Below are 19679 nucleotides of genomic sequence, written 5' to 3' on the forward strand. Positions count from 1 at the left end.
AGCCCCCGTAGCTGCTACGACTTGGAAGCCCGCGTGAACTCTTCCTTCGGGTTGTTGATCTGACCCAGCGAGACGACCTCGCGGCGGAGCAGGCCGCCCAGGAGCCAGTCCAGCAAGATGCGGACCTTGCGGTTGAACGTCGGCATGGCCTTGACGTGGTACGCGCGGTGCATCAGCCAGGCGACGAAGCCCTTGACCTTGACGTTGAAGGTGTCCGCGACGCCCTTGTGCAGGCCGAGGCTCGCGACCGAGCCCACGTTCTTGTGGTAGTAGTCCACCGGCTGGCCGCCACGCAGCACCTTGATGATGTTCTTCGCCAGGTGCCTCGCCTGCCGCACCGCGTGCTGGGCGTTCGGCGGGCAGGTGGCCGTCGGGTCCTCCTCGGTGCGCGAGAGGTCCGGCACCGCGGCGATGTCGCCCGCCGTCCAGGCGTCCGGGTGGCCGACGACCTGCAGGCCGGCCGTCGCCTGGAGCCTGCCACGCTTGTCGATCGGGAGGTCCGAGTTCGCGAGCACCGGGTTCGCCTTGACACCGGCGGTCCAGATGATCGTGTCGCTCTCGAACTCCGTGCCGTCCGACAGCACCACGTGGCCGTTCTCGAACGACTTCGCGGCCGTCGAAAGGTAGACCTCGATGCCGCGCTTCTCGAGCTGCTCCACCGTCCAGACGCCGAGGGTCTCGCGGACCTCGGGCAGGATGCGGCCGGCCGCCTCGACAAGCACCCAGCGGATGTCGTCGGGCTGGATGTTCTCGTAGTAGCGCGTCGCGAAGCGGGTCATGTCCTCCAGCTCGGCGAGCGCCTCGATCCCGGCGAACCCACCGCCGACCACGGTGAACGTCAGCAGCCGCTTGCGCAGCTCGGGGTCGAGCGTGCTTGCGGCCTCGTCCAGCTTGGTGAGCACGTGGTTGCGGAGGTAGATCGCCTCACCGATGGTCTTGAAGGCGATGCCCTCCTCGGCCAGGCCGGGGATCGGCAGCAGCCGTGCGACCGAACCGAGCGCGACCACGAGGACGTCGTAGTTGAGCTGCTCGATGTGCCCGTCGGCGGCCTCGACCGTCACGGCCTTCCGCTCGTGCTCGATCTTGGTGACGCGCGCGGTCAGAACGTGGCAACGCCGGAGAGCCCTGCGCAGCGGCACGACCACGTGCCGCGGCTCGATGGACCCGGCAGCCGCCTCAGGGAGGAACGGCTGGTAGGTCATGTGCGGCTGAGGGTCGACCACGGTCACGGACGCCTCGTTGGCGCGGAGCTTCTTCTGAAGCCCCAGAGCCGTGTACAGGCCGACGTACCCGCCACCGAGAACGAGGATCCTCGTGGGTTCCGACTTGGCTGCCATGACTCCATGTTCGCACCGTGTCAAGCGAACCGCTCGTGGGCCCTACCTGGCTGTGACCAGCGTCGCCACGTTACGCAAACGATTCAGTTGAGCCCCGCCAGTGACGCCGCTTTCGCGAAGATCTCCCGCAGCATCGCGGGGGTCAGCCTGCCGGTGAAGGTGTTCTGCTGTGAAACGTGATAACACCCGAGGAGATGCAGGTCTGCGGGGCCTTCGAGGAGCAGGTGCACGCCGTGCCCGAAGCGCGGCCGCGGCCGCGGCACCGCCCACCCCGCGGCGGCCAGCACGGGCAGCAACGCCTGCCACCCGAAGCCGCCGAGCACCACCACGGCGCGCAGCGTGGGCTTGAGCAAGTCGAGCTCACGTGCTAGCCACGCGCCGCACGTGTCGCGCTCGGCGGGCGTGGGCTTGTTGTCGGGCGGCGCGCAGTGGACGGGCGCGGTGATCCGCGTGCCGCGCAGGGTCAGCCCGTCGTCACGCCGGACCGATGTCGGCTGCGAAGCGAGGCCCACGTCGTAGAGGGCCTGGAAGAGCACGTCCCCGGAGCGGTCGCCGGTGAACATCCGCCCGGTGCGGTTGCCACCATGCGCGGCGGGAGCCAGGCCCACCACGGCCAGCGACGCGTCCGGCGGGCCGAACCCGGGCACCGGCCTGCCCCAGTAGGTCTCGCTCGCGTAGGAGGCGCGCTTGACCTCGGCGACGTGCTCGCGCCATTCCACCAGCCGGGGGCACGCGCGGCACTCGCTCACCTGCCGGTCGAGCTCGGCCAGGGTCCTCGCCGTGATCACCACACGTCCATTGTCCCTTGATCTAGGTTGGACGCATGCCCGAGAAGACCACCAACGGCGAGACCGAGCACCCCGCGAACGGCGACGGCGCGAAGGCGGAACCCGCCGAACCCACCGACGACCTGGTGACCACACGGCACAGCCTCACCGTCAAACGCCGCAAGCTCACCTACACCGCGCAGACCGGCCGGATCGTCCTCCGCAAGGAGATCCTCACCGACGGCAAGTTCGAGGGTCACAAACCCAAGGCCGAGGTGTTCGTCACCGCGTACACCCTCGACGGCGCGGACCCCGCGACGCGGCCGGTGACGTTCGCCTTCAACGGCGGGCCCGGCTCGTCGAGCATCTGGCTGCACCTCGGCGTGCTCGGCCCACGCCGGATCGTCTCGGGCGACGTGAACGACCCCGAACCGCCGCCGTACCGCCTCGCCGACAACCCCGACACCCTGCTGGCGCACAGCGACCTGGTGTTCATCGACCCGGTCTCCACGGGTTACTCGCGGGCGGCCGCCGGCGAGAAACCGAAGGACTACCACGGGTTCACGCCGGACGTGGAGTCGGTCGGCGAGGTGATCCGGCTGTGGACGTCACGCAACGAGCGGTGGCTCTCACCGAAGTTCGTGGCGGGCGAGTCCTACGGCACGCTGCGCGCGGCGGCCCTCGCGACACACCTGCAGGACCGGCACGGGCTCTACCTCAACGGACTGCTGCTGATCTCGTCGGTGCTCGACATGGGCACGATCGTCTTCAGCGAGGGCAACGACCTGCCGTACTCGCTGTACCTGCCGACGTACGCCGCGATCGCGCACTACCACGGCAAGCACGGCGACCGGCCGCTCGACGACGTCCTCGCCGAGGCCGAGGAGTTCGCCTCCCGCGACCTGCCGTGGGCACTCCAGCGCGGGGCCCGGCTCACCGAGGAGGAGCGCGCGGACGCGGTGTCGAGGCTCGCGTACCTCGCCGGGCTCTCGGAGTCCTATGTGGACCGAGTGAACCTGCGCATCGAGCACGTCCGGTTCTTCACCGAGCTGCTGCGCGACCAGGGGCTCACCACGGGCCGTATGGACGGCCGCTTCACCACGTGGGAGCCCGACGGTGGGCGCGAGCACATGAGCGACGACGCCTCGGTCTCGCGCATCATCGGCGCCTACTCCGCGGGCTTCAACCACTACGTGCGCGCGGAGCTCGGCTACTCCAACGACCTGCCGTACGAGATCCTCTCGCTCGACGTCAACCGCGCGTGGTCGTACTCCGACTTCGAGGGCCGTCCGGTGTCCGTTGTGGACGGTCTGGGCGCGGCGATGCGCGCCAACCCGCACCTGAAGGTCCACGTGGCGCTGGGGCACTACGACGGCGCCACTCCGTACTACGCGGCCGAGCACGTGCTCGCGCGCCTGCAGATCCCCGAGGAGCTGCGGGACAACGTCGAGACGGTGTACTACCCGGCGGGGCACATGATGTACGTCCACGAGCCCTCGCGCGTGCAGCAGTCGAAGGACCTGGCGAAGTTCGTGAAGTCCGCCGCCAACCGCTGACCCCTTATGCAGTGAAGGCCACCATCACTGCGTTGAACGCAGGCATGGTGGCCTTCACTGCGGTTGGGGTTACAGGTGGCGGGCGCCGTTCTTCACCGCGGCGTAGGCGTCAACGGCTCCGTGGCCGTAGAAGCCGTTGAACTCCGGGGTGCCCGTACAGGTCGCGGTGAACGACTCGTCTCGGCCCTCGTCGAGGTAGTCGACGGTGTTCGGCACGGGGCAGGCGATCTCCGCGGCGGTGCCGAGCAGCACCCGCTCCACGGCCTCCGGGTTCATCCCGAACCGCTTGCCCCAGCCGTGGCCGTACTCCGACACGATCAGCGCGGCGACCCCGCTCGCGTGCGGCGCGGCCATCGACGTGCCCTGCAGGTACTGGTAGTACCCGACCGTGCCGTCGGCGGCGGTCGCCTTCTGGACGCCGAGTTCCATGCCCTGCGGCGTGATGTCGCCCTTGGCGTCCACGTTGCCCTCCGCGACCGCGACGTTGCGCGGATAGGCGGAGAGGATCATGTTCTCGTTGGCCCGGAACCAGTCCGTGCCGAAGTAGTCCCGGTAGTAGCCGCCCGGCGCGGACACCGAGATCTGCTCCGTGCCGTAGTTGGAGTAGTCGGCCTTGGACTGAGACGGACCGAACGAGGACACCGAGATCGTGTGCGCGCCCTCAGTGGGCATCGAGAGGCACGTCGTGTTGTCGATGTCGCGCTCGTGCTCGTTGCCGGCCGGGTAGTTCGGGCTGCTGGCGTCCGGCTGCGGCGCGCCGAGGTCGGCGTGCTGGTTGCCGAGCGCGACGACCTGCGTGACGCCCTTGCGGTGGGCGTACTTCAGCGCGCGGTTCACGGCCTCCACCGTCATGCGCTGCGCCGCCTGCTGCTCCGGCGAGTCGGCCGGGTTGGCCGCGCAGTTGTACAACCACGGATCCACGTAGAACGACATGTTGATCACGTCCACGCCCGCGTCTCCCGCGTAGGTGATCGCGTCGACCACCGGCTGCAGGAAGAAGTACCCGGCGTCCTGTCCGGCCCGCAGGTTCACGAGCGTGACGCCGGGCGCGACACCCGAGATGCCCGTGCCGTTCGCTGCGGCCGCGATCGTGCCCGCCACGTGCGTGCCGTGCCCGTTGTCGTCGTGGTCGACCGGGTCGACGCAGCCGCGGAACTCGCACGGCCCGTCCACCTCATTGCCGTTCGGGTCCGCGGGGATGTCGCGCACGAAGTTGCGCGAGGTCTTGCGGTCGAAGTTCGGCGCGAGGTCGGGATGGGTGCCGTCGACACCGGTGTCGATCACGCCGACCTTGACCCGCTCGTCGCCGGGCTGCACGGTCCTGGCCAGGTCGGAACGAACGGACTTCAGGCCCCAGAGCTTGTCGTCGAGCGGATCGGTGCCCACGGGCCTCGAGGTCGGCCGCTTCGCCCGCGCCGGGGCGGGCTCGACGTGCTGGTTCTCCTTCTCCACCGCGTCGTGCGGCCTGCCGGAGCCGTCCTGCCTCGGCGCCTCGCCGATCGGGCGGGCCTCGGCAGCGCCGTAGACGGCGGGGTCCGCGGACACGCGCTCCGTGAAGCCGTTGGCCGGCGCGGTCGCCGTGATCAGGCCGGTGGCCGGGTTCGTGCGGAGCACGGTGCCCCCGGCGTCACGCACCGCCTGTGCGGCGTCGGCGGCGCTGCTGCCCGCCTCGGCGAGCACGGTGAACTCGGTGGCCGGTCCGGACAGGGCGGGCTGCGCCGTCGCGACGGGGGCGGTGACGCCCACGACACCGCCGATGAGCGGCACGGCCAGCGCGGCGGCAAGGAGCCTTGGTCTTCTCACTCGGTTCCTCCTCGAAAAGCGATGAGAGGAACCTATGGCCCCGGTGCCCTCGGGTGGGCGAAAAACCAACGAAAGTCGGGTCAGGCGAGGGAAAGCGCGATGCCGTCGAGGATGTCGTGCTCGCTGACCACGAGGTCGGCGGGCCCGCCGCGCTGCGCGAGCTGTTCGGCGAGCACCTGCACGATCAGCGCACCGCCGCCGATGACGTCCACGCGCCCGGGGTGGATCACGGGGTTCGCCGCCCGCGCGTCGTGGTCGGCCGCGAGCAGCCCGCTCGCGATGCGGTCGATGTCGGCCCTGGCGAGCCGCGAGAGGTGCGTGCGCTCGGAGTCGTACTCCGGCAGCTCCTGCGCGACCGCCGAGAGCGTGGTGACCGTGCCGGCCACACCGATCCACGTTCGCGCCTTCGACACGTCGACGGCGGCGAAGGCATCGGCGAGCACCTCGGCGGCCAGCTCGCGGCCTGCCGCGATCTCCTCGGCCGTCGGAGGGTCGCTGCGCAGGGTCCGCTCGGTGATCCGGACGCAGCCGATGTCCACCGAGCGCGCGGCGAACACGTCGGCGCGCTGCCCGTCCCACGTGCCGAGCACCAGTTCGGTGGAGCCGCCGCCGACATCCACGACCAGGAACGGCCCGTCGTCCGGATCCTGCTCCCCCACCGCGCCGGTGAACGACAGCCGCGCCTCCTCGTCTCCCGTGATCACCTCGGCCTCGACGCCGAGCACGTCGCGGGTCATCGCGAAGAAGTCCTCACGGTTGCTCGCGTCGCGCGTGGCCGACGTCGCCACCATGCGCACCTTCTCCACGCCCTTGCGCCGCGCGGCGATCGTGTACGCCGCCAACGCCTCGCGCGTGCGCTCCAGCGCCTCGGGCGCGAGCCGCCCGGTGGCGTCGACGCCCTGGCCGAGCCGCACGATCCGCATCTCCCGGTGCAGGTCGCGCAGGTCGACACTGCCGTCGTGGCGGTGCGTCAGCTCGGCGACGAGCAGGCGGATGGAGTTCGTTCCACAGTCGATGGCGGCTACGCGTGGCATGCGCTCACCCTAGTGTCCTCGGCGCCACCTCCCCGGTCGTGGTCGTGGGCGTGGTCGTGGTCGTCGGCGGGGTGGTGGTCTCGCAGTTCGGCGGCGTCGGGCTCGGCGAGGTCGTCTCCGTTGGCGAGGCCGGCGTCGTCGTGGGCGGCGGCTCGCACGTGTCCGTGGTGGTCGGCGGTGTCGTCGTCGTGGTGCCGGGCGGCGGGCCGGTCTCGCTCGGCAGTTGCGTGCCCGGAGGAGGCGAACCGGGCGGCGTGGTGCCGGTGCCGCCCGTCGACGGCGGTGGGGCGCCCGGCGCGGCCGGTGGCGGCGCGACCGGTGACGGCGCCTCGGTGGCGACCACCTGCGGCACGGCGAGCGGCACCCGGCTGTCCGGCACGGTCGCGACGCCGTCGCGGTACGCCTGCGCCCAGAGGATCACGGTCTCGACGTAGGTGTCGGAGTTGTTGTACCGGTAGAGCGCGGCGCGCAGCTGGTCGTCCTTGGCGAGATCCAGCCCGCCCGAGCAGAGGTAGCGGCCGGTGGCCACGGTCGCGTCGAAGATGTTGTTCGGATCGCGGACGCCGTCGCCGTTGCCGTCGGCGCCGTAGCGGGCCCAGGTGGCCGGGATGAACTGGGTGGGACCGACCGCGCGGTCCCAGGTGGTGTCGCCGTCGTAGCGGCCGCCGTCGGTGTCGGGGATCGCGGCGACCGGGCCGACGCCGTTGAGCACGGGGCCGAGGATGGGCTCCAGCGTGTCGCCGTTCGGTCTCACGTAGCCGCCGCGCGCGTGGTTCGACTCGATGCGCCCGATGCTCGCGATCAGCGCCCAGTCGATGTGGCAGGCGGGGAACTCGGCGCCGACGACGCGGGCGGCATTGCGGTACGCCTCGAGCGCCGTGCTCGGGATGCCGAGTGGGCCGGGAGAGGGAAGTTCGTAGGCGGTCAGGTCTTCGGGATCGGGAGCGTCCGGCAGGCTTCCGTCCACACCGATCTGGCCGGGCTCCGGCGGGTAACCGCCCTCGAGGGCCATGGTCCCCGAGTACTCGGTGGCGGCCGTGTTCACCCACTGGGCCGCCGTCTCGCTCACCAGCGCCGCGGGAAGCACGGCGAGTGCTCCGCCGAGCGCGGCGGCGAAAGCCTTGTGCCGCAGGCCGAATCTCCGGAAGACGCCGAGTGTACGGCTCGCGTCCACGGCCTGCCCCCCTTACCCGCGTTCCTGGCGATGACGTGGGGTAAGCCTGCCTCAACGGGAAGCGGGAATCAGCCGCTGTCAGCGAATTCTCAGCAGGATTGCTCCGTCTGGACCAATGGAGCGCAGTCTCCTGAGGGCCAACCCTCCGTTCGCAACAGCTCCAGCGTCTCGTCGCCGAACGGGTTCACGCCGGGGCCGCACGCGAGCGTGTGCGCGAGGTGGACGTGCAGGCACTTGACGCGGCCGGGCATGCCGCCCGCGCTCACCTCGTGGCCGAGCGGGTCGATCGCGTCGCGCTGGGCCAAATAGGACTCGTGCGCGCGCTGGTACGCGGCGGCCAGTTCGGGGTCCTCGCCGAGCCGTGCCGTCATCTCCTTCATGAGCCCGGACGCCTCGAGCTTGCCGACGAGCGACGTGAGGGTGGGGCAAGTCAGGTAGTAGAGCGTGGGAAACGGCGTGCCGTCCTCCAGCCGGGGACTGGTCTGCACCACGTTCGGATGCCCGCTTGGGCACCGGGCCGCGACTGCGCGCAACGCCCTCGGCGGCCTGCCCAGCTGTTGCGCGATGATCTCCCGGTCCGCGTCGGTCACGGGCTCGAAATCGGTCTCATTCACCCTTGGTCACGCTATCCCACAACATCTCGTACCAGGCCAAGCCCTGAGCCGGGGCGCTCTCGTCGCCCTCGGGCCGTTGCTCGGACTGCTTGTCCTCCGGCAGCTGCACCATGTACGGCGTCTCGCCGGGCATCACGTAGCGGAGCCTGCGCCTGGCCTCGGCCTCCACCTGCGCCGGGTCGCTCAGCTCCGCCTTGCGCGCCTCCAGCTCCGCCACCTGCTGCTCCAGCTCCGCCTGCCGAGCTTCCTCCGCGGCGACGTCGGCGCGCTGGGACAGGTACGTGCGCAGCGGCACGGCGATCGTGAACGCGAGCGCGCACACAACGATCGCGACGACCGCCGCCCGCCTCGTGGTGGACATGCCGAGCACCTTCGCGGCGCCCGACGCCCGTGTCGCGGTCAGACCCCGACGCAGGCGCGACCTACGGTCCTCGCGCCGGGCACGCTGAGGACGGCGGGGCGACGAACTCTGCGCCCGTCCCCCGCCTCGCCTGCCGCGCGCCCTGCCCCGCTCGGCCACGTGTCTGCTCAGCTCTCCGGGGTGAATCTCGGGAAGGCCAGGTCGCCGGCATAACGCGCGGCGTCCGCCAGGGTCTCCTCGATCCGCAGCAGCTGGTTGTACTTGGCCACGCGCTCGCTGCGCGCGGGAGCACCGGTCTTGATCTGGCCAACGCCCGTTGCCACGGCGAGGTCGGCGATCGTCGTGTCCTCGGTCTCGCCGGAGCGGTGGCTCATCATGCACTTGTAGCCGTACGACGTGGCCAGCGTCACCGCGTCCAGCGTCTCCGACAGCGTGCCGATCTGGTTGACCTTCACCAGCAGCGCGTTCGCCGCGCGGCGGGAGATGCCCTCCTCGAGCCGGTCGGGGTTGGTGACGAACAGGTCGTCGCCGACCAGCTGCACGCGCTCGCCCAGCTCCGAGGTGAGCCGCACCCAGCCGTCCCAGTCGTCCTCGGACAGCGGGTCCTCGATCGACACCAGCGGGTAGCTGTCCACCAGCTCGGTGTAGTAGCCGATGAGCTGCTCGGCGCTGCGCTTGGAGCCCTCGAAGGTGTAGGCGCCGTCGTCGAAGAACTCGGTGGCGGCCACGTCCAGTGCGAGCGCGATCTCGCTGCCCGGCTTGTAGCCGGCCTTCTCGATCGCGGTGACGATGATGTCGAGCGCCTCGCGGTTGTTCGACAGGTTCGGCGCGAAGCCGCCCTCGTCACCGAGGCCGGTGGAGAGCCCGCGGCCCTTGAGCACCGACTTCAGCGAGTGGTAGACCTCGGTGCCCCAGCGCAGCGCCTCGCGGAACGAGTCGGCGCCGATCGGCGCGATCATGAACTCCTGGATGTCCACGTCGGTGTCGGCGTGCGCACCGCCGTTCAGGATGTTCAGCATCGGGACCGGCAGCACGTGCGCGTTCGGCCCGCCGAGGTAGCGGAAGAGCTCCAGCTCGGCCGAGTCCGCGGCGGCCTTCGCGACGGCAAGCGAGACGCCGAGGATGGCGTTGGCGCCCAGCCGCGACTTGTCCGGCGTCCCGTCGAGGTCCAGCAGCTTCTGGTCGACGATGCGCTGGTCGACGGCGTCCACGCCGACCAGGTCGGGGCTGATCTCGTCGAGAACGGCCGCGACAGCGCGCTCGACGCCCTTGCCGTTGTAGCGCTTGGCGTCGCCGTCCCGCAGCTCCACGGCCTCGTGCTCACCGGTCGACGCGCCCGAGGGGACCGCTGCCCGCGCCAGCGTCCCGTCGTCGAGGGCGACCTCCACCTCGACGGTCGGGTTGCCGCGAGAGTCCAGAATCTCGCGTGCGCCCACCTGCTCGATAACCGCCACGCCTTGCTCCTCACCGGGTAGTGCCTGCGACGACGGCACCAGCGTAGCCGCATGCGGTGGTCACCCGTTGGAGGCACGCACTCAGTCCGCGATACGGACCGTCATTGATCTTCGGGACGGATCTCCTGCCAGCCGGCCGGCAGCTCGACGGTGTCGGAGACGCGCTGCCAGAACGCCCAGCTGTTGCCGCCGATGTCCTGCACGGTGAACAGCCTGGCGCCGTAGGGCTGGTCCTGAGGCCTGGTGACCTCCACCTGTTCGCCGACGGCCTCGCACACCCGCTCGTACTGCGCGTCGACGTCGTCGACGTACACCACGTTGAGCTGGCCGACGGGACCGTCGACGCCCTTGCTCTCCCAGTAGTCGGCTCCGACGCACGTGAGCTGGATCTCGGCCGAGCCCGCGATGACGGTGGCCTGGAAGACCTCACCCGCCGCGTCGACGTAGCGGACCTTCTCCTCGAACCCGAAGACGCGGGTCAGCCACTCCAGAGCCTCGGTCGCGTCGGTGTAGTACAGGTACGGCGCGAGGCCGAGATACCTCGGGTCTTCGTCGCTCATGACGGGGTAGTCCACCACATGGGACAACCGGCCCCGGCACTCACCCCGCCTCGGGCACCCCGCACGTGTTGACATCGGGGATCGGTTTCGTGTGATCAAAGTACTCCGGCGGGCGCCTCGAGTCGGGCAGCCCGAGCGCCGTCCGGTCGCTGTAGGCGGGCGCGAGCAGGCCCTTTCGCATCGCCTCGCACGACATCGAGTACGTGAACGACTCGGCGCCGTCGAGGAAGTAGCCGCGGTCCTGCGGGACCCACCGCTCGCCCTCGTACAGCAGGTACGACACGTCGGCACGGAACATGGCGACGAGGTCGAGCGGGGCGAGCGCCTCACGCGGGTCGTCCACGGCGAAGGCGTAGGCGAACACGTAGTTGGTGCGCACGCGCAGCGCCCCAGGTGCGTCCCCCGGCTCGGCGGTCATGGCGCCCCTGATCCTCGGCTCCGCCGCGAGCAGGCGGAAGCCAGGCGCGATGCGGGTCGCGTAGGGAGAGGGCCACTCCGCCTCCCGGAACTGGTGGCGGATCTCCTCACGCTGGCCCTCGGCGAGCAGCGCGAGGAAGGGTTCCACGTCGCCGTGTTCGAGCATCCTGGGGTCGAGGCGGGAGGCGACGATCATGGCCTTGACCTCCTCGTACGCCCTGGCGACCCGCTCGGCGGTGAAATCGCCGACGGCGACGGCCCTCGGCACGACGATGGCGTCGGCGCCCTCGGCCCAGTCGTGCGCGGGGGTGTCCGCGAACGGGCGGTTCAGGTCGATCGGGTCGGCCGAGGGCCGGTCGGCGTAGCTGCCGACGGGCTTGTCGTCACGAGCCTGCTGGATGTAGTAGATGCCGCCGCCCGCGAGGGCCAGCACCACCGCGACGAGCGCGATCGCGCGGCTGCGCCGGAAGCGCTTCCTCGGCCGCTGCCCCCAGGTCTCGACCTGCTTCTTACGGACCTTCTTCGCCTCCCGGCGTCCCTTCCTGGCGCCCTTGCGCGCGTTGCGCTCGGCCCGCCGGACCCACTCGGGATCTCGCAGATCGGGATTCTCGAACGGATCCGGCTTCACCGGTGCCTCCAACTGAGTGATCACGAAAACGTCCGTTGATCGGCGGCACAGCGGTTCTCGTTAGCGGAAACGGGTGGATCATGGCCGTTTCGAGATCTTGGCGAGGGTCGAGAAACGGTGCTCCCGGAGGTACCGTCGAGAGAATCATGGTTGACGAGGAGCCAGTACCGGCGCCTTCGGGCGAAGCACGGTTCCGCGCGTTCCGTCAGGCAGAGGCGCTCGTCCAGCGGCGGCGCCCGCTCGACGCGCTGAAGGCACTGGAACCGGTGCTCGACGCGGAGCCGGACAAACCAAGCGTGCAACTGCTCGCCGGCCGGGCGTACTTCCACTCCGCGCAGCTCAACCGGGCCGAACAGGCGTTGACGCGGGTGGTGGAGATGGATCCCTCCGATCACTACGCCCGCTTCGTACTGGGCAGGACGTTGCAGCGCCTCGGCCGGTTGGTCGAGGCGCTCGCACAGTTGCGGATGGCGTCGGCGATGAACCCCGTGCCGGAGTACCAGGACGCGATCGGCGAGGTCAGCGCCCGCCTCGCATTGGGCAACACCTAGCGCGCATCCGCAGTGAAGGCCACCTTCACTGCGTTCAACGCAGGCATGGTGGCCTTCACTGCGGTCAACGCCGGTCGGTCGGCTCACCGCGGCCGGGTCGCCTCCGCGTAGCCGTCGGCGCCGCTGAAGACGTCCTGGCCGTAGTCGACCGAGCGGTTGTAGGCGAGCACGGCGTCCCACCAGCCCTGCGGCGTGGCGAGGTCGCGGCCCTGCGCGCACAGGTACCTGGCCGCCGCGAGTGCCGCGTCGTCGATGTCCTGCGGGTCCGGCTCGGCGCCGTCGCTGGTCGCCCGCGCTCCCCAGCGTTCCCACGTCTCCGGCAGGAACTGCATGGGCCCGACCGCGCGATCCCACGAGATGTCGGCGTCGAGCCTGCCGTCGTCGGTGTCGCGGATCTCGCGCACACCCGGCGAGCCGTCCAGCGCGATGCCGATGATCGGCCGCTCGGGCCTGCCGTCGTCGCCGATGCTGTTGCCGTCGAGGCTGCCGTGCCGCGACTCGACCCGGCCGATGCCGGCGAGCGTGCCCCACGAGAGCCGGCACTCGGGCCGTTCGCCGCGCAGCCACATCTCCGCCCTGCCGTAGGCGGCGGCGACGCGCGCCGGGATGCCCGTGGCGTCGGCGACCCGTTCGGCCCAAGCGTCGAGCTCGGCCTGGTCGGAGGCTCTCGGCCGGTCGACCGGGGCGGCGAGCGCCGCTCTCGGCACGGTCTCGTGCGAGCGCGGGCGCTGGTCGGGGATCACCAGCGCGGCGTCGCGCTCGTTCTCCTCCTTGCGCACGCCGATGGTGAGGATCAACGTCAGGCCCGTCGCCACGACCAGGAGCGTGAGCGCGAGCCGGGCGAGGGCGGGCCGGGGTAACGGGCTGCGATGCCCGTCCGGCACGCGTGGTCGCCCGGACGGGGTGGGCTCGGTCACCCGGTCAGGTTACGTGGACTGGACCGGCCAGAAACGGCGCCACCCGTCCGCGTCGAGGGCCGCCGGGTCGAACCCGGCCTCGCGGGCCGCCCGCTCGGCGGCCCGGACGTCGTTGGCGAACGCCTTCGCCACCGCGCGCAGCGTGCCCTCGGGGTCGACCCCGCCCCGCCGCGCGCCCGCCGCGATGCGGAACAGCTTCGAGCCCTCGTCGGCGCCGGAGGGCAACAGGTCGTACGGCAGCCCGGCGCGGCCCGTGCGGTGCCCGAGCTTCCCGGCCAGCGCGGCGGCGGGCTGACCGAGTGCCACACCATCCACAATGGACTCACGGCGCTTTTCGGCCTGTTTGAGCTCCTCCCACCGCACCTGCTGGCGCTCGGCGGTGTGCACGGCCTCGGAGCCAGAGAACACGTTGGGATGCCTGCCGACGAGCTTGGCGACGAGCTCACCAGCCACCTCGTCGATGTCGAACGGGTCGGTCTCGTGCTCGGCGGCGACCCGCGCGTGGAACAGCACCTGCAGGAGCACGTCGCCCAGCTCCTCGCGCAGCGCGGCGCGGTCGCCCTCCTCGATCGCGTCGAGCAGCTCGTACGTCTCCTCGACGAGGTACTGCCGCAGCGAGTCGTGCGTCTGCGCGGCATCCCACGGGCAGCCGCCCGGCGAGCGCAGGCGGTCCATCACCTCGGCAGCCTCCGCCAGTGGTGGCACGGGGGTTTCGACCACGGTCGCGCCGGCGGCGAGGAGAGCGGCGGCACCCGGCTCGTCCGTGCTGGTCGTGATGAGCACGACCCCGGAGTGCCGCGTCAGCTCCGCTGGCTGCGGCGCGGGTTTCGCGTCGAGTGCCGTGCGGGTCACCTCGGGCAGGTCGGCGGCGGCGAAGACGTGCTCGGCCTGCCTCAGCGCGGTCAGTGCCGCGGCAGGGAGCACCGCCGGCAGTGCGGGAGAGACGAGCACCACCGTCGGGGAAAGCCAGGTCATGGCTGCACGGTACGGGACTGGAGCTGGTAACCGGAAAGCTCGCCCTCGCTGGCCGCGGGCGAGAGGGCCGTGGCGTCCCACACGCCATAGCGGGGGTTCACGCGCACGCCGAGCTCGTCCGCGATGGGCTGCAGCAGCCGCAGGCCCGCGAAGTAGAGGTACTGCGGGTCGGCCTGTGCCGTGGAGGCCGAGCCGTCGCCGGCGGAGACGTTGCGCTCCTGGACCAGAGCCACCAGCCATTCCGCCTGCTCCTGGCTGGGCTGGATCACCAGCACCGAGCCTTCCGAGGCGCCGAACACCGCGCTCGCCGCGATCTCGGGCTGGTTCTGCAGGGTCTGTGCCATCGGCAACTCGCTGTCGATCAGCTGGTTGCCGCTCTGGCGAACGATCTGCTCGACGCGGCCGGGGTCCGCGGCGATGTCGCGGCCGATCTCCAGCGCCTGGTCCTTCGCGGTCGCGCCGGGGCTCTCGGTGACGATCGAGGTGCCGACGAGCCGCACGGACACACGGTCGACGTAGTGCTGCGCGAGCTGCTGCAGCAGAACTTGATCGGTCGCGAGCTCGCGGACCCGCTCGGGGATCACGCCCGCGCCCCTGGCGACCGCGTCGACGCCGCCGCTGCCCTCGATGAGCGCGTCGACCTCGGCGGGATCGGCCCGAAGGCCCTCGCGCTGCGCGGCGATCATGGTGAGTTCGTGGATGATCCGGCTGCGCACCACCTCGCGCGCCTGCAGGTCGAGCTTGCGCTGCTCCTGCGCCTGCTCGGCCTCGGGCACGTTGTCCAGCAGCCAGCGGACCTCCTGCTGGACGTCCTCCAGCGGGATCGAGCGGTCACCGATGATCGCGGCGGAGCCGACCTGGCTCGGTCCGGATCCACAGCCGGCGAGCACGAGACCGGCGACAACGGCGGTGAGGAGCGTGACGGGGCGGCGAATGATCCGGATCACAGCGCGTACCCTCTCACACCCCCGGGTGGGCCTCGCAACCGAGCACGCGGTCGAGGTGATAACGCATCGTCGCCATCGCCTGCTCGCTCGACGTCTGTCCGAACGCGACCTTGATGCCGAGGCTGTCGGCGAGCGACCAGACGACGCGCGCCTCCTGCTCTGGGTCGAGCCCGGCGGGCGCCCGCCCCTCCGCCTGCGCGGTGCGGACCACGTGGGCGGCCAGGTCGTGCAGCACGGCGTCGTCGCCGAACAGGACCTCGAAGACCTCGGCGTTCTCCTGCGCCCGCGCGTAGTAGGCGACGCTCGCGCGGATCACCTGGCGCGTCTCGGGGTGGTCTCCGAGCACCTCGTCGATCGCGGCGCGCAGCACCTGCTCCTCGCCGACCTCGTCGGGCAGGCGGCGCAGCCGATCGGCTATGCGGGTCTCCATGCGCCGCATCGCGAGGCGCACGCCGTGCAGCAGCATCTCCTCCTTGGTGCGGAAGTAGTGCTGCACGCGGCCCATCGAGACCCCGGCCTCGGCGGCGACCTCGCGCAGGCTCACGGCCTCCAGGCCCGACCGCGCGGCCAGTCGCAGCACGGCGGCGGCGATCCCGGCTCGCTGCGCTTCGACGTCGACCTTCCTCGGCACGCCGTCAGCGTAGCAATGCGATCGCATTGACACCGCGAGCGTGCCGCTTTTACGATGCGATCGCATTGACATGGGGGAGGCACGATGGCACAGGAACGCACCGGCACGGCCAACGGCCTGCAGGGAATAGTCGCGTTCGCCGGGATCATGCTGGGGGTGATCCCGCTTGCGGGCTGGCTGATCGCGGGCAGGCACAGCGGACCGTTCCGGCTGGTCTTCGGCGAACAGCGGGGGGCACTCGGCTACGTCGTGCCGCTGCTGGTGATCCTGGGCGCGGTCGTCGTCATCGCCGCGCTGGAGGCGTGGAAGAAACGCGCCTGATCACACGCCCGCGGGCTGCTTCGTCAGCGACGTCAGCAGCTTCGTGCACCAGTCGAGCAGGGCCTCGTCCCGCAGCGGAGGAGCACCGATGCGGCCGCCCGCACCACCCTCCGTGGGCTTCGGCACCGACACCGTGTGCGTCACCGCCTTGTAGACCGCCTTCGGGTACAGCCGCTTCAGTCGCACCAGCTGCGAGTCGGCCAGCTCCAGCGGCGTGAACCGCAGGTTGTTGCCCTGCATGGTCACCTCGGTGACACCCGCGTCGCGGCACGCCTGGCGGAACGCCGCCACCGCGAGCAGCCTGCGCACCGGCTCAGGCGGCTGGCCGTAGCGGTCGATCAGCTCGTCCAGCACCGCATCGAGGCCATCCTTGTCGGAAGCCGCCGCGATCTTGCGGTACGCCTCCAGCCGCAGCCGCTCGCCGGGCACGTAGTCATGCGGGATGTGGGCGTCCACCGGCAGGTCCACCCGCACCTCGGTGGGCGCGGCGTCCTCCTCGGCCGCGCCGCCCGCGCCCGCGTGCTTGCGGAAGACGTCCACCGCCTCGCCGACGAGCCGGACGTAGAGGTCGAAGCCGACGCCCGCGATGTGCCCGGACTGCTCGGCGCCGAGGATGTTGCCCGCGCCGCGGATCTCCAGGTCCTTCATGGCCACCGCCATGCCAGAGCCCAGCTCGGTGTTCTGCGCGATGGTGGCGAGCCGGTCGTGCGCGGTCTCGGTCAACGGCGACTCCGGCGGGTACAGGAAGTAGGCGTAGCCGCGCTCCCGGCCCCGGCCGACGCGGCCGCGCAGCTGGTGCAGCTGGGCAAGGCCGAGCAGGTCGCCGCGCTCGACGATCAGCGTGTTGGCGTTGGAGATGTCCAGCCCGGTCTCGACGATCGTGGTGCACACGAGCACGTCGAACTCGCGCTCCCAGAAGCCCTGGATGATCTGCTCAAGGCGGTGCTCGTTCATCTGGCCGTGCGCGGTCACCACGCGCGCCTCGGGCACCAGCTCGCGCAGCCGCCGCGCCGCCTTCTCGATCGAGGAGACGCGGTTGTGCACGAAGAACACCTGGCCGTCCCGCAGCAGCTCGCGCCGGATCGCCGCGGCGACCTGCTTGTCGTCGTAGGCGCCGACGTAGGTCAGGATCGGGTGCCGGTCCTCGGGCGGCGTCAGGATCGTCGACATCTCACGGATCCCGGCCATGCTCATCTCCAGCGTGCGCGGGATCGGCGTCGCCGACATCGTCAGCACGTCGACGTGGGTGCGCAGGGCCTTGATGTGCTCCTTGTGCTCGACGCCGAACCGCTGCTCCTCGTCCACGATCACCAGACCGAGGTCCTTGTACCGCACGCCGGTCTGCAGCAGCCGGTGCGTGCCGATCACGATGTCGACCTCGCCGGAGGCCAGTCCCTCCAGCGTCTTCTCCGACTCGGCGGGCTCGGTGAACCGGGAGAGGCCCTTGATCGTCACCGGGAACGAGCGCATGCGCTCGGAGAACGTGTTCAGGTGCTGCTGCGCGAGCAGGGTCGTCGGCACGAGCACCACCACCTGCTTGCCGTCCTGCACCGCCTTGAACGCCGCGCGCACCGCGATCTCGGTCTTGCCGTATCCCACGTCACCGCAGATCACCCGGTCCATCGGCACGCCGCGCTCCATGTCGGCCTTGACCTCGTCGATGGCGCCGAGCTGGTCGGCGGTCTCCACGAACGGGAACGCGTCCTCCAGCTCCCGCTGCCACGGAGTGTCCTGCCCGAAAGCGTGGCCCGGCGCGGCCTGGCGGGCGGCGTAGAGCTGCACGAGCTCGGCGGCGATCTCCTTGACCGCCTTGCGCGCCTTGGCCTTGGTGTTCTTCCAGTCGGAGCCGCCGAGCTTGTTCAGCGTCGGCAGCTCGCCGCCGACGTAGCGCGACACCTCGTCGAGCTGGTCGGTGGGCACGAAAAGGCGGTCGCCGGGGTGCCCGCGCTTCGACGGCGCGTACTCCAGCACCAGGTACTCACGCGTCGCCCCACCGACGGTGCGCTGCACCATCTCCACGAACCGGCCGATGCCGTGCTGGTCGTGCACCACGTAGTCGCCGGACTTGAGCGCGATGGGGTCCACCGCGTTGCGACGGCGCGACGGCATCTTCGTGTTCAGGTCGCGGGTGGAGCGGCCCGCGGTGGCGCCCCGGCCGGTGATGTCGGCCTCGCTGAGCACCACGAGCGCCGACTCCGGCGCCACGAAGCCCTCCGTGAGACCGCCGCACGTGACCGTGACGACGCCTGCCTTGGGCGGCTCGGTGAGGCTCTCGACCTGCGTCGCGGGCACCTCGGCGGCGGAGAGCTGTTCGACCGCACGCGTCGCCGTGCCGGCACCGGCCACCACCACGACGGCGCTGCCGCCCGCCGCGGTGTGGGCGCGCAGGTCGGTGCTCACGCGCTCCAGCTCACCCCGGTAGGCGGGCGCGCCCTCGATGGCGACGTGGTGCACGTCCTGCTCGCTGGTGAGCTGCGACAGCGTCCACCACTTCCGGCCGGTGTCGGCCGCGTGGGTGCGCACCTCGGAGAGACTCCGGTACGCCGACGCGCCGAGGTCGATCGGCGCCGCGCCTCCCCCGGCCGCGCTCATCCACGACGCCTCCAGGAACTCCTGGCCGGTGCGCACCAGGTCGCCCGCGCGGGCGCGGATCTTCTCCGGGTCGGTGAGCACCACGTGGGCGCCCTCCGGCATGGCGTCGGTGAGCAGCTCCAACTCGCCTTCGCACAGCACCGGGATGAGGGCCTCCATGCCCTCGCAGGGGATGCCGTCGGCGAGCTTGGTGAGCATCTCCGCGAGATGCGCGTCGGCCGCATGGACCTCCGCGAGCTTGGCCGCGCGGGCCTTGACGTCGGCAGTCAGCAGCAGCTCGCGGCACGGCGGCGCGGTGACCCCTGCGATCTCGCCCGGCAGCGACCGCTGGTCGGAGACCGCGAACGCGCGGATCTCACTCACCTCGTCACCCCAGAACTCGATGCGGTGCGGGTGCTCGTCGGTGGGCGCGAAGATGTCGAGGATGCCGCCGCGGACGGCGAACTCGCCGCGCTTCTCGACCATGTCCACGCGCGTGTAGGCCAGCTCGACGAGCCGTTCGAGCACGGCCTCGAACTCGCTCTCCTCGCCGACCTTCAGCTCGATCGGGGCGAGGCTGCCGAGACCGGGCGCCATCGGCTGGATGAGGCTGCGCACGGTGGCCACGACCACGCGCAGGCCGCCGTGGTCCGGCTGTGCGAGCCGGTGCAGCACGGCGAGCCGCTTGCCGACGGTGTCGGCCCTCGGCGAGAGCCGCTCGTGCGGCAGCGTCTCCCAGGACGGAAAGTCGGCGACCACGTCGGCGCCGAGGAAGCTGCCGAGCGCAGCCGTGAGCTCCTCGGCCTCCCTGCCGGTGGCCGTCACCGCGAGCACCGGCCTGCCCGCGCCCTGGTCGGAGGCCAGCGCGGCGAGCACGAGCTGGCGCGTCGCCGGTGCGCCGTCGAGGTCGAGCAGCGGCGCGCCCGCGCGCTCGACCACGCCGCGCAGCGCGGGATCAGGAAGAACAGCGGAGAGCAGCCCGGACAGCGACGGCGCGTGCGAGTCGGCCACGAATTCCCCTCACCTGTGTAAGAACCACACGAGAACAGACCCCTGCCCGG

At 71.1% G+C, this 19679-nt stretch carries 18 protein-coding genes; 3 read left to right on the forward strand and 15 right to left on the reverse strand.

Annotation, left to right across the window (positions count from 1 at the left end):
* Positions 1–14 precede the first annotated feature (14 nt).
* Both DI005_RS36205 and DI005_RS36210 read right to left on the reverse strand, forming a co-directional pair.
* Complete coding sequence (locus tag DI005_RS36205; RefSeq protein WP_112270750.1) at positions 15–1337, reverse strand: NAD(P)/FAD-dependent oxidoreductase; 1323 nt, start codon at positions 1335–1337, stop codon at positions 15–17.
* A gap of 83 nt (positions 1338–1420) precedes the next feature.
* Entirely contained in the window at positions 1421–2128 is a 708-nt protein-coding gene (locus tag DI005_RS36210; protein ID WP_112270748.1) for a uracil-DNA glycosylase, read from the reverse strand.
* Between the two features lie 32 nt (positions 2129–2160).
* On the opposite strand from DI005_RS36210, the gene DI005_RS36215 reads away from it, so the two are divergent.
* On the forward strand, positions 2161–3660 hold the full coding sequence (locus tag DI005_RS36215; RefSeq protein ID WP_113645019.1) for a S10 family peptidase: 1500 nt from the start codon (positions 2161–2163) through the stop codon (positions 3658–3660).
* Positions 3661–3729: 69 nt separating this feature from the next.
* On the opposite strand, the gene DI005_RS36220 is transcribed toward DI005_RS36215, so the two are convergent.
* The 8 genes from DI005_RS36220 to DI005_RS36255 all read right to left on the reverse strand — a co-directional run bounded on the left by DI005_RS36220 (position 3730) and on the right by DI005_RS36255 (position 11729).
* Positions 3730–5463, reverse strand: coding sequence for a S8 family serine peptidase (locus DI005_RS36220; RefSeq protein WP_113645020.1), 1734 nt, complete (start codon positions 5461–5463; stop codon positions 3730–3732).
* 80 nt (positions 5464–5543) lie between these two features.
* The gene (locus DI005_RS36225; protein WP_112270743.1) at positions 5544–6497 is read right to left on the reverse strand and encodes a Ppx/GppA phosphatase family protein; all 954 of its coding nucleotides are present in this window, start codon (positions 6495–6497) and stop codon (positions 5544–5546) included.
* Between the two features lie 4 nt (positions 6498–6501).
* Positions 6502–7671 carry a lytic transglycosylase domain-containing protein gene (locus tag DI005_RS36230; protein ID WP_113645021.1) on the reverse strand — a complete coding sequence of 390 codons (1170 nt, stop codon included), beginning with the start codon at positions 7669–7671 and terminating at the stop codon, positions 6502–6504.
* Positions 7672–7760: 89 nt separating this feature from the next.
* Positions 7761–8261, reverse strand: a complete 501-nt coding sequence (locus DI005_RS36235) for a DUF501 domain-containing protein (protein WP_369973660.1) — start codon at positions 8259–8261, stop codon at positions 7761–7763.
* A gap of 16 nt (positions 8262–8277) precedes the next feature.
* A complete protein-coding gene (locus tag DI005_RS36240) occupies positions 8278–8805 on the reverse strand; it encodes a septum formation initiator family protein (protein ID WP_112270737.1) in 528 nt (175 codons plus the stop codon).
* A gap of 8 nt (positions 8806–8813) precedes the next feature.
* A complete protein-coding gene (gene eno, locus DI005_RS36245) occupies positions 8814–10100 on the reverse strand; it encodes a phosphopyruvate hydratase (RefSeq protein WP_113645022.1) in 1287 nt (428 codons plus the stop codon).
* Positions 10101–10201: 101 nt separating this feature from the next.
* On the reverse strand, positions 10202–10660 hold the full coding sequence (locus tag DI005_RS36250) for a glyoxalase/bleomycin resistance/extradiol dioxygenase family protein (RefSeq protein WP_112271276.1): 459 nt from the start codon (positions 10658–10660) through the stop codon (positions 10202–10204).
* A 40-nt stretch (positions 10661–10700) separates the two neighbouring features.
* Complete coding sequence (locus tag DI005_RS36255; protein WP_233520438.1) at positions 10701–11729, reverse strand: hypothetical protein; 1029 nt, start codon at positions 11727–11729, stop codon at positions 10701–10703.
* Positions 11730–11851: 122 nt separating this feature from the next.
* Between DI005_RS36255 and DI005_RS36260 the strand changes: the two genes are divergently transcribed.
* Positions 11852–12256 carry a M48 family metallopeptidase gene (locus DI005_RS36260; RefSeq protein ID WP_110343109.1) on the forward strand — a complete coding sequence of 135 codons (405 nt, stop codon included), beginning with the start codon at positions 11852–11854 and terminating at the stop codon, positions 12254–12256.
* A gap of 83 nt (positions 12257–12339) precedes the next feature.
* On the opposite strand, the gene DI005_RS36265 is transcribed toward DI005_RS36260, so the two are convergent.
* From DI005_RS36265 to DI005_RS36280, 4 genes are all read right to left on the reverse strand, one after another.
* Complete coding sequence (locus DI005_RS36265; RefSeq protein WP_112271272.1) at positions 12340–13071, reverse strand: murein transglycosylase; 732 nt, start codon at positions 13069–13071, stop codon at positions 12340–12342.
* Between the two features lie 111 nt (positions 13072–13182).
* Positions 13183–14148, reverse strand: a complete 966-nt coding sequence (locus tag DI005_RS36270; protein WP_113645023.1) for a MazG family protein — start codon at positions 14146–14148, stop codon at positions 13183–13185.
* A complete protein-coding gene (locus DI005_RS36275) occupies positions 14145–15095 on the reverse strand; it encodes a SurA N-terminal domain-containing protein (protein WP_112270732.1) in 951 nt (316 codons plus the stop codon). Before DI005_RS36275 ends, DI005_RS36270 begins: the two co-directional genes overlap by 4 nt.
* A 13-nt stretch (positions 15096–15108) precedes the next feature.
* The gene (locus DI005_RS36280) at positions 15109–15726 is read right to left on the reverse strand and encodes a TetR/AcrR family transcriptional regulator (RefSeq protein WP_158303210.1); all 618 of its coding nucleotides are present in this window, start codon (positions 15724–15726) and stop codon (positions 15109–15111) included.
* An 84-nt stretch (positions 15727–15810) separates the two neighbouring features.
* Between DI005_RS36280 and DI005_RS36285 the strand changes: the two genes are divergently transcribed.
* A complete protein-coding gene (locus DI005_RS36285; RefSeq protein WP_112270728.1) occupies positions 15811–16047 on the forward strand; it encodes a hypothetical protein in 237 nt (78 codons plus the stop codon).
* Here the strand turns inward: DI005_RS36285 and mfd are convergent, their stop codons facing one another.
* On the reverse strand, positions 16048–19629 hold the full coding sequence (mfd, locus tag DI005_RS36290; RefSeq protein ID WP_113645025.1) for a transcription-repair coupling factor: 3582 nt from the start codon (positions 19627–19629) through the stop codon (positions 16048–16050).
* Positions 19630–19679: the final 50 nt, after the last annotated feature.

This window comes from Prauserella sp. PE36, from assembly GCF_003311655.1.
GTDB classification, from domain to species: Bacteria; Actinomycetota; Actinomycetes; order Mycobacteriales; family Pseudonocardiaceae; genus Prauserella_A; species Prauserella_A endophytica.

Coding starts and splice junctions, on each gene's coding strand:
- DI005_RS36205 (WP_112270750.1), bottom strand. CDS start 1,337: ATGGCAGCCAAGTCGGAACCCACGAGGATCCTCGTTCTCGGTGGCGGG.
- DI005_RS36215 (WP_113645019.1), top strand. CDS start 2,161: ATGCCCGAGAAGACCACCAACGGCGAGACCGAGCACCCCGCGAACGGC.
- DI005_RS36225 (WP_112270743.1), bottom strand. CDS start 6,497: ATGCCACGCGTAGCCGCCATCGACTGTGGAACGAACTCCATCCGCCTG.
- DI005_RS36250 (WP_112271276.1), bottom strand. CDS start 10,660: ATGAGCGACGAAGACCCGAGGTATCTCGGCCTCGCGCCGTACCTGTAC.
- DI005_RS36260 (WP_110343109.1), top strand. CDS start 11,852: ATGGTTGACGAGGAGCCAGTACCGGCGCCTTCGGGCGAAGCACGGTTC.
- DI005_RS36270 (WP_113645023.1), bottom strand. CDS start 14,148: ATGACCTGGCTTTCCCCGACGGTGGTGCTCGTCTCTCCCGCACTGCCG.
- DI005_RS36285 (WP_112270728.1), top strand. CDS start 15,811: ATGGCACAGGAACGCACCGGCACGGCCAACGGCCTGCAGGGAATAGTC.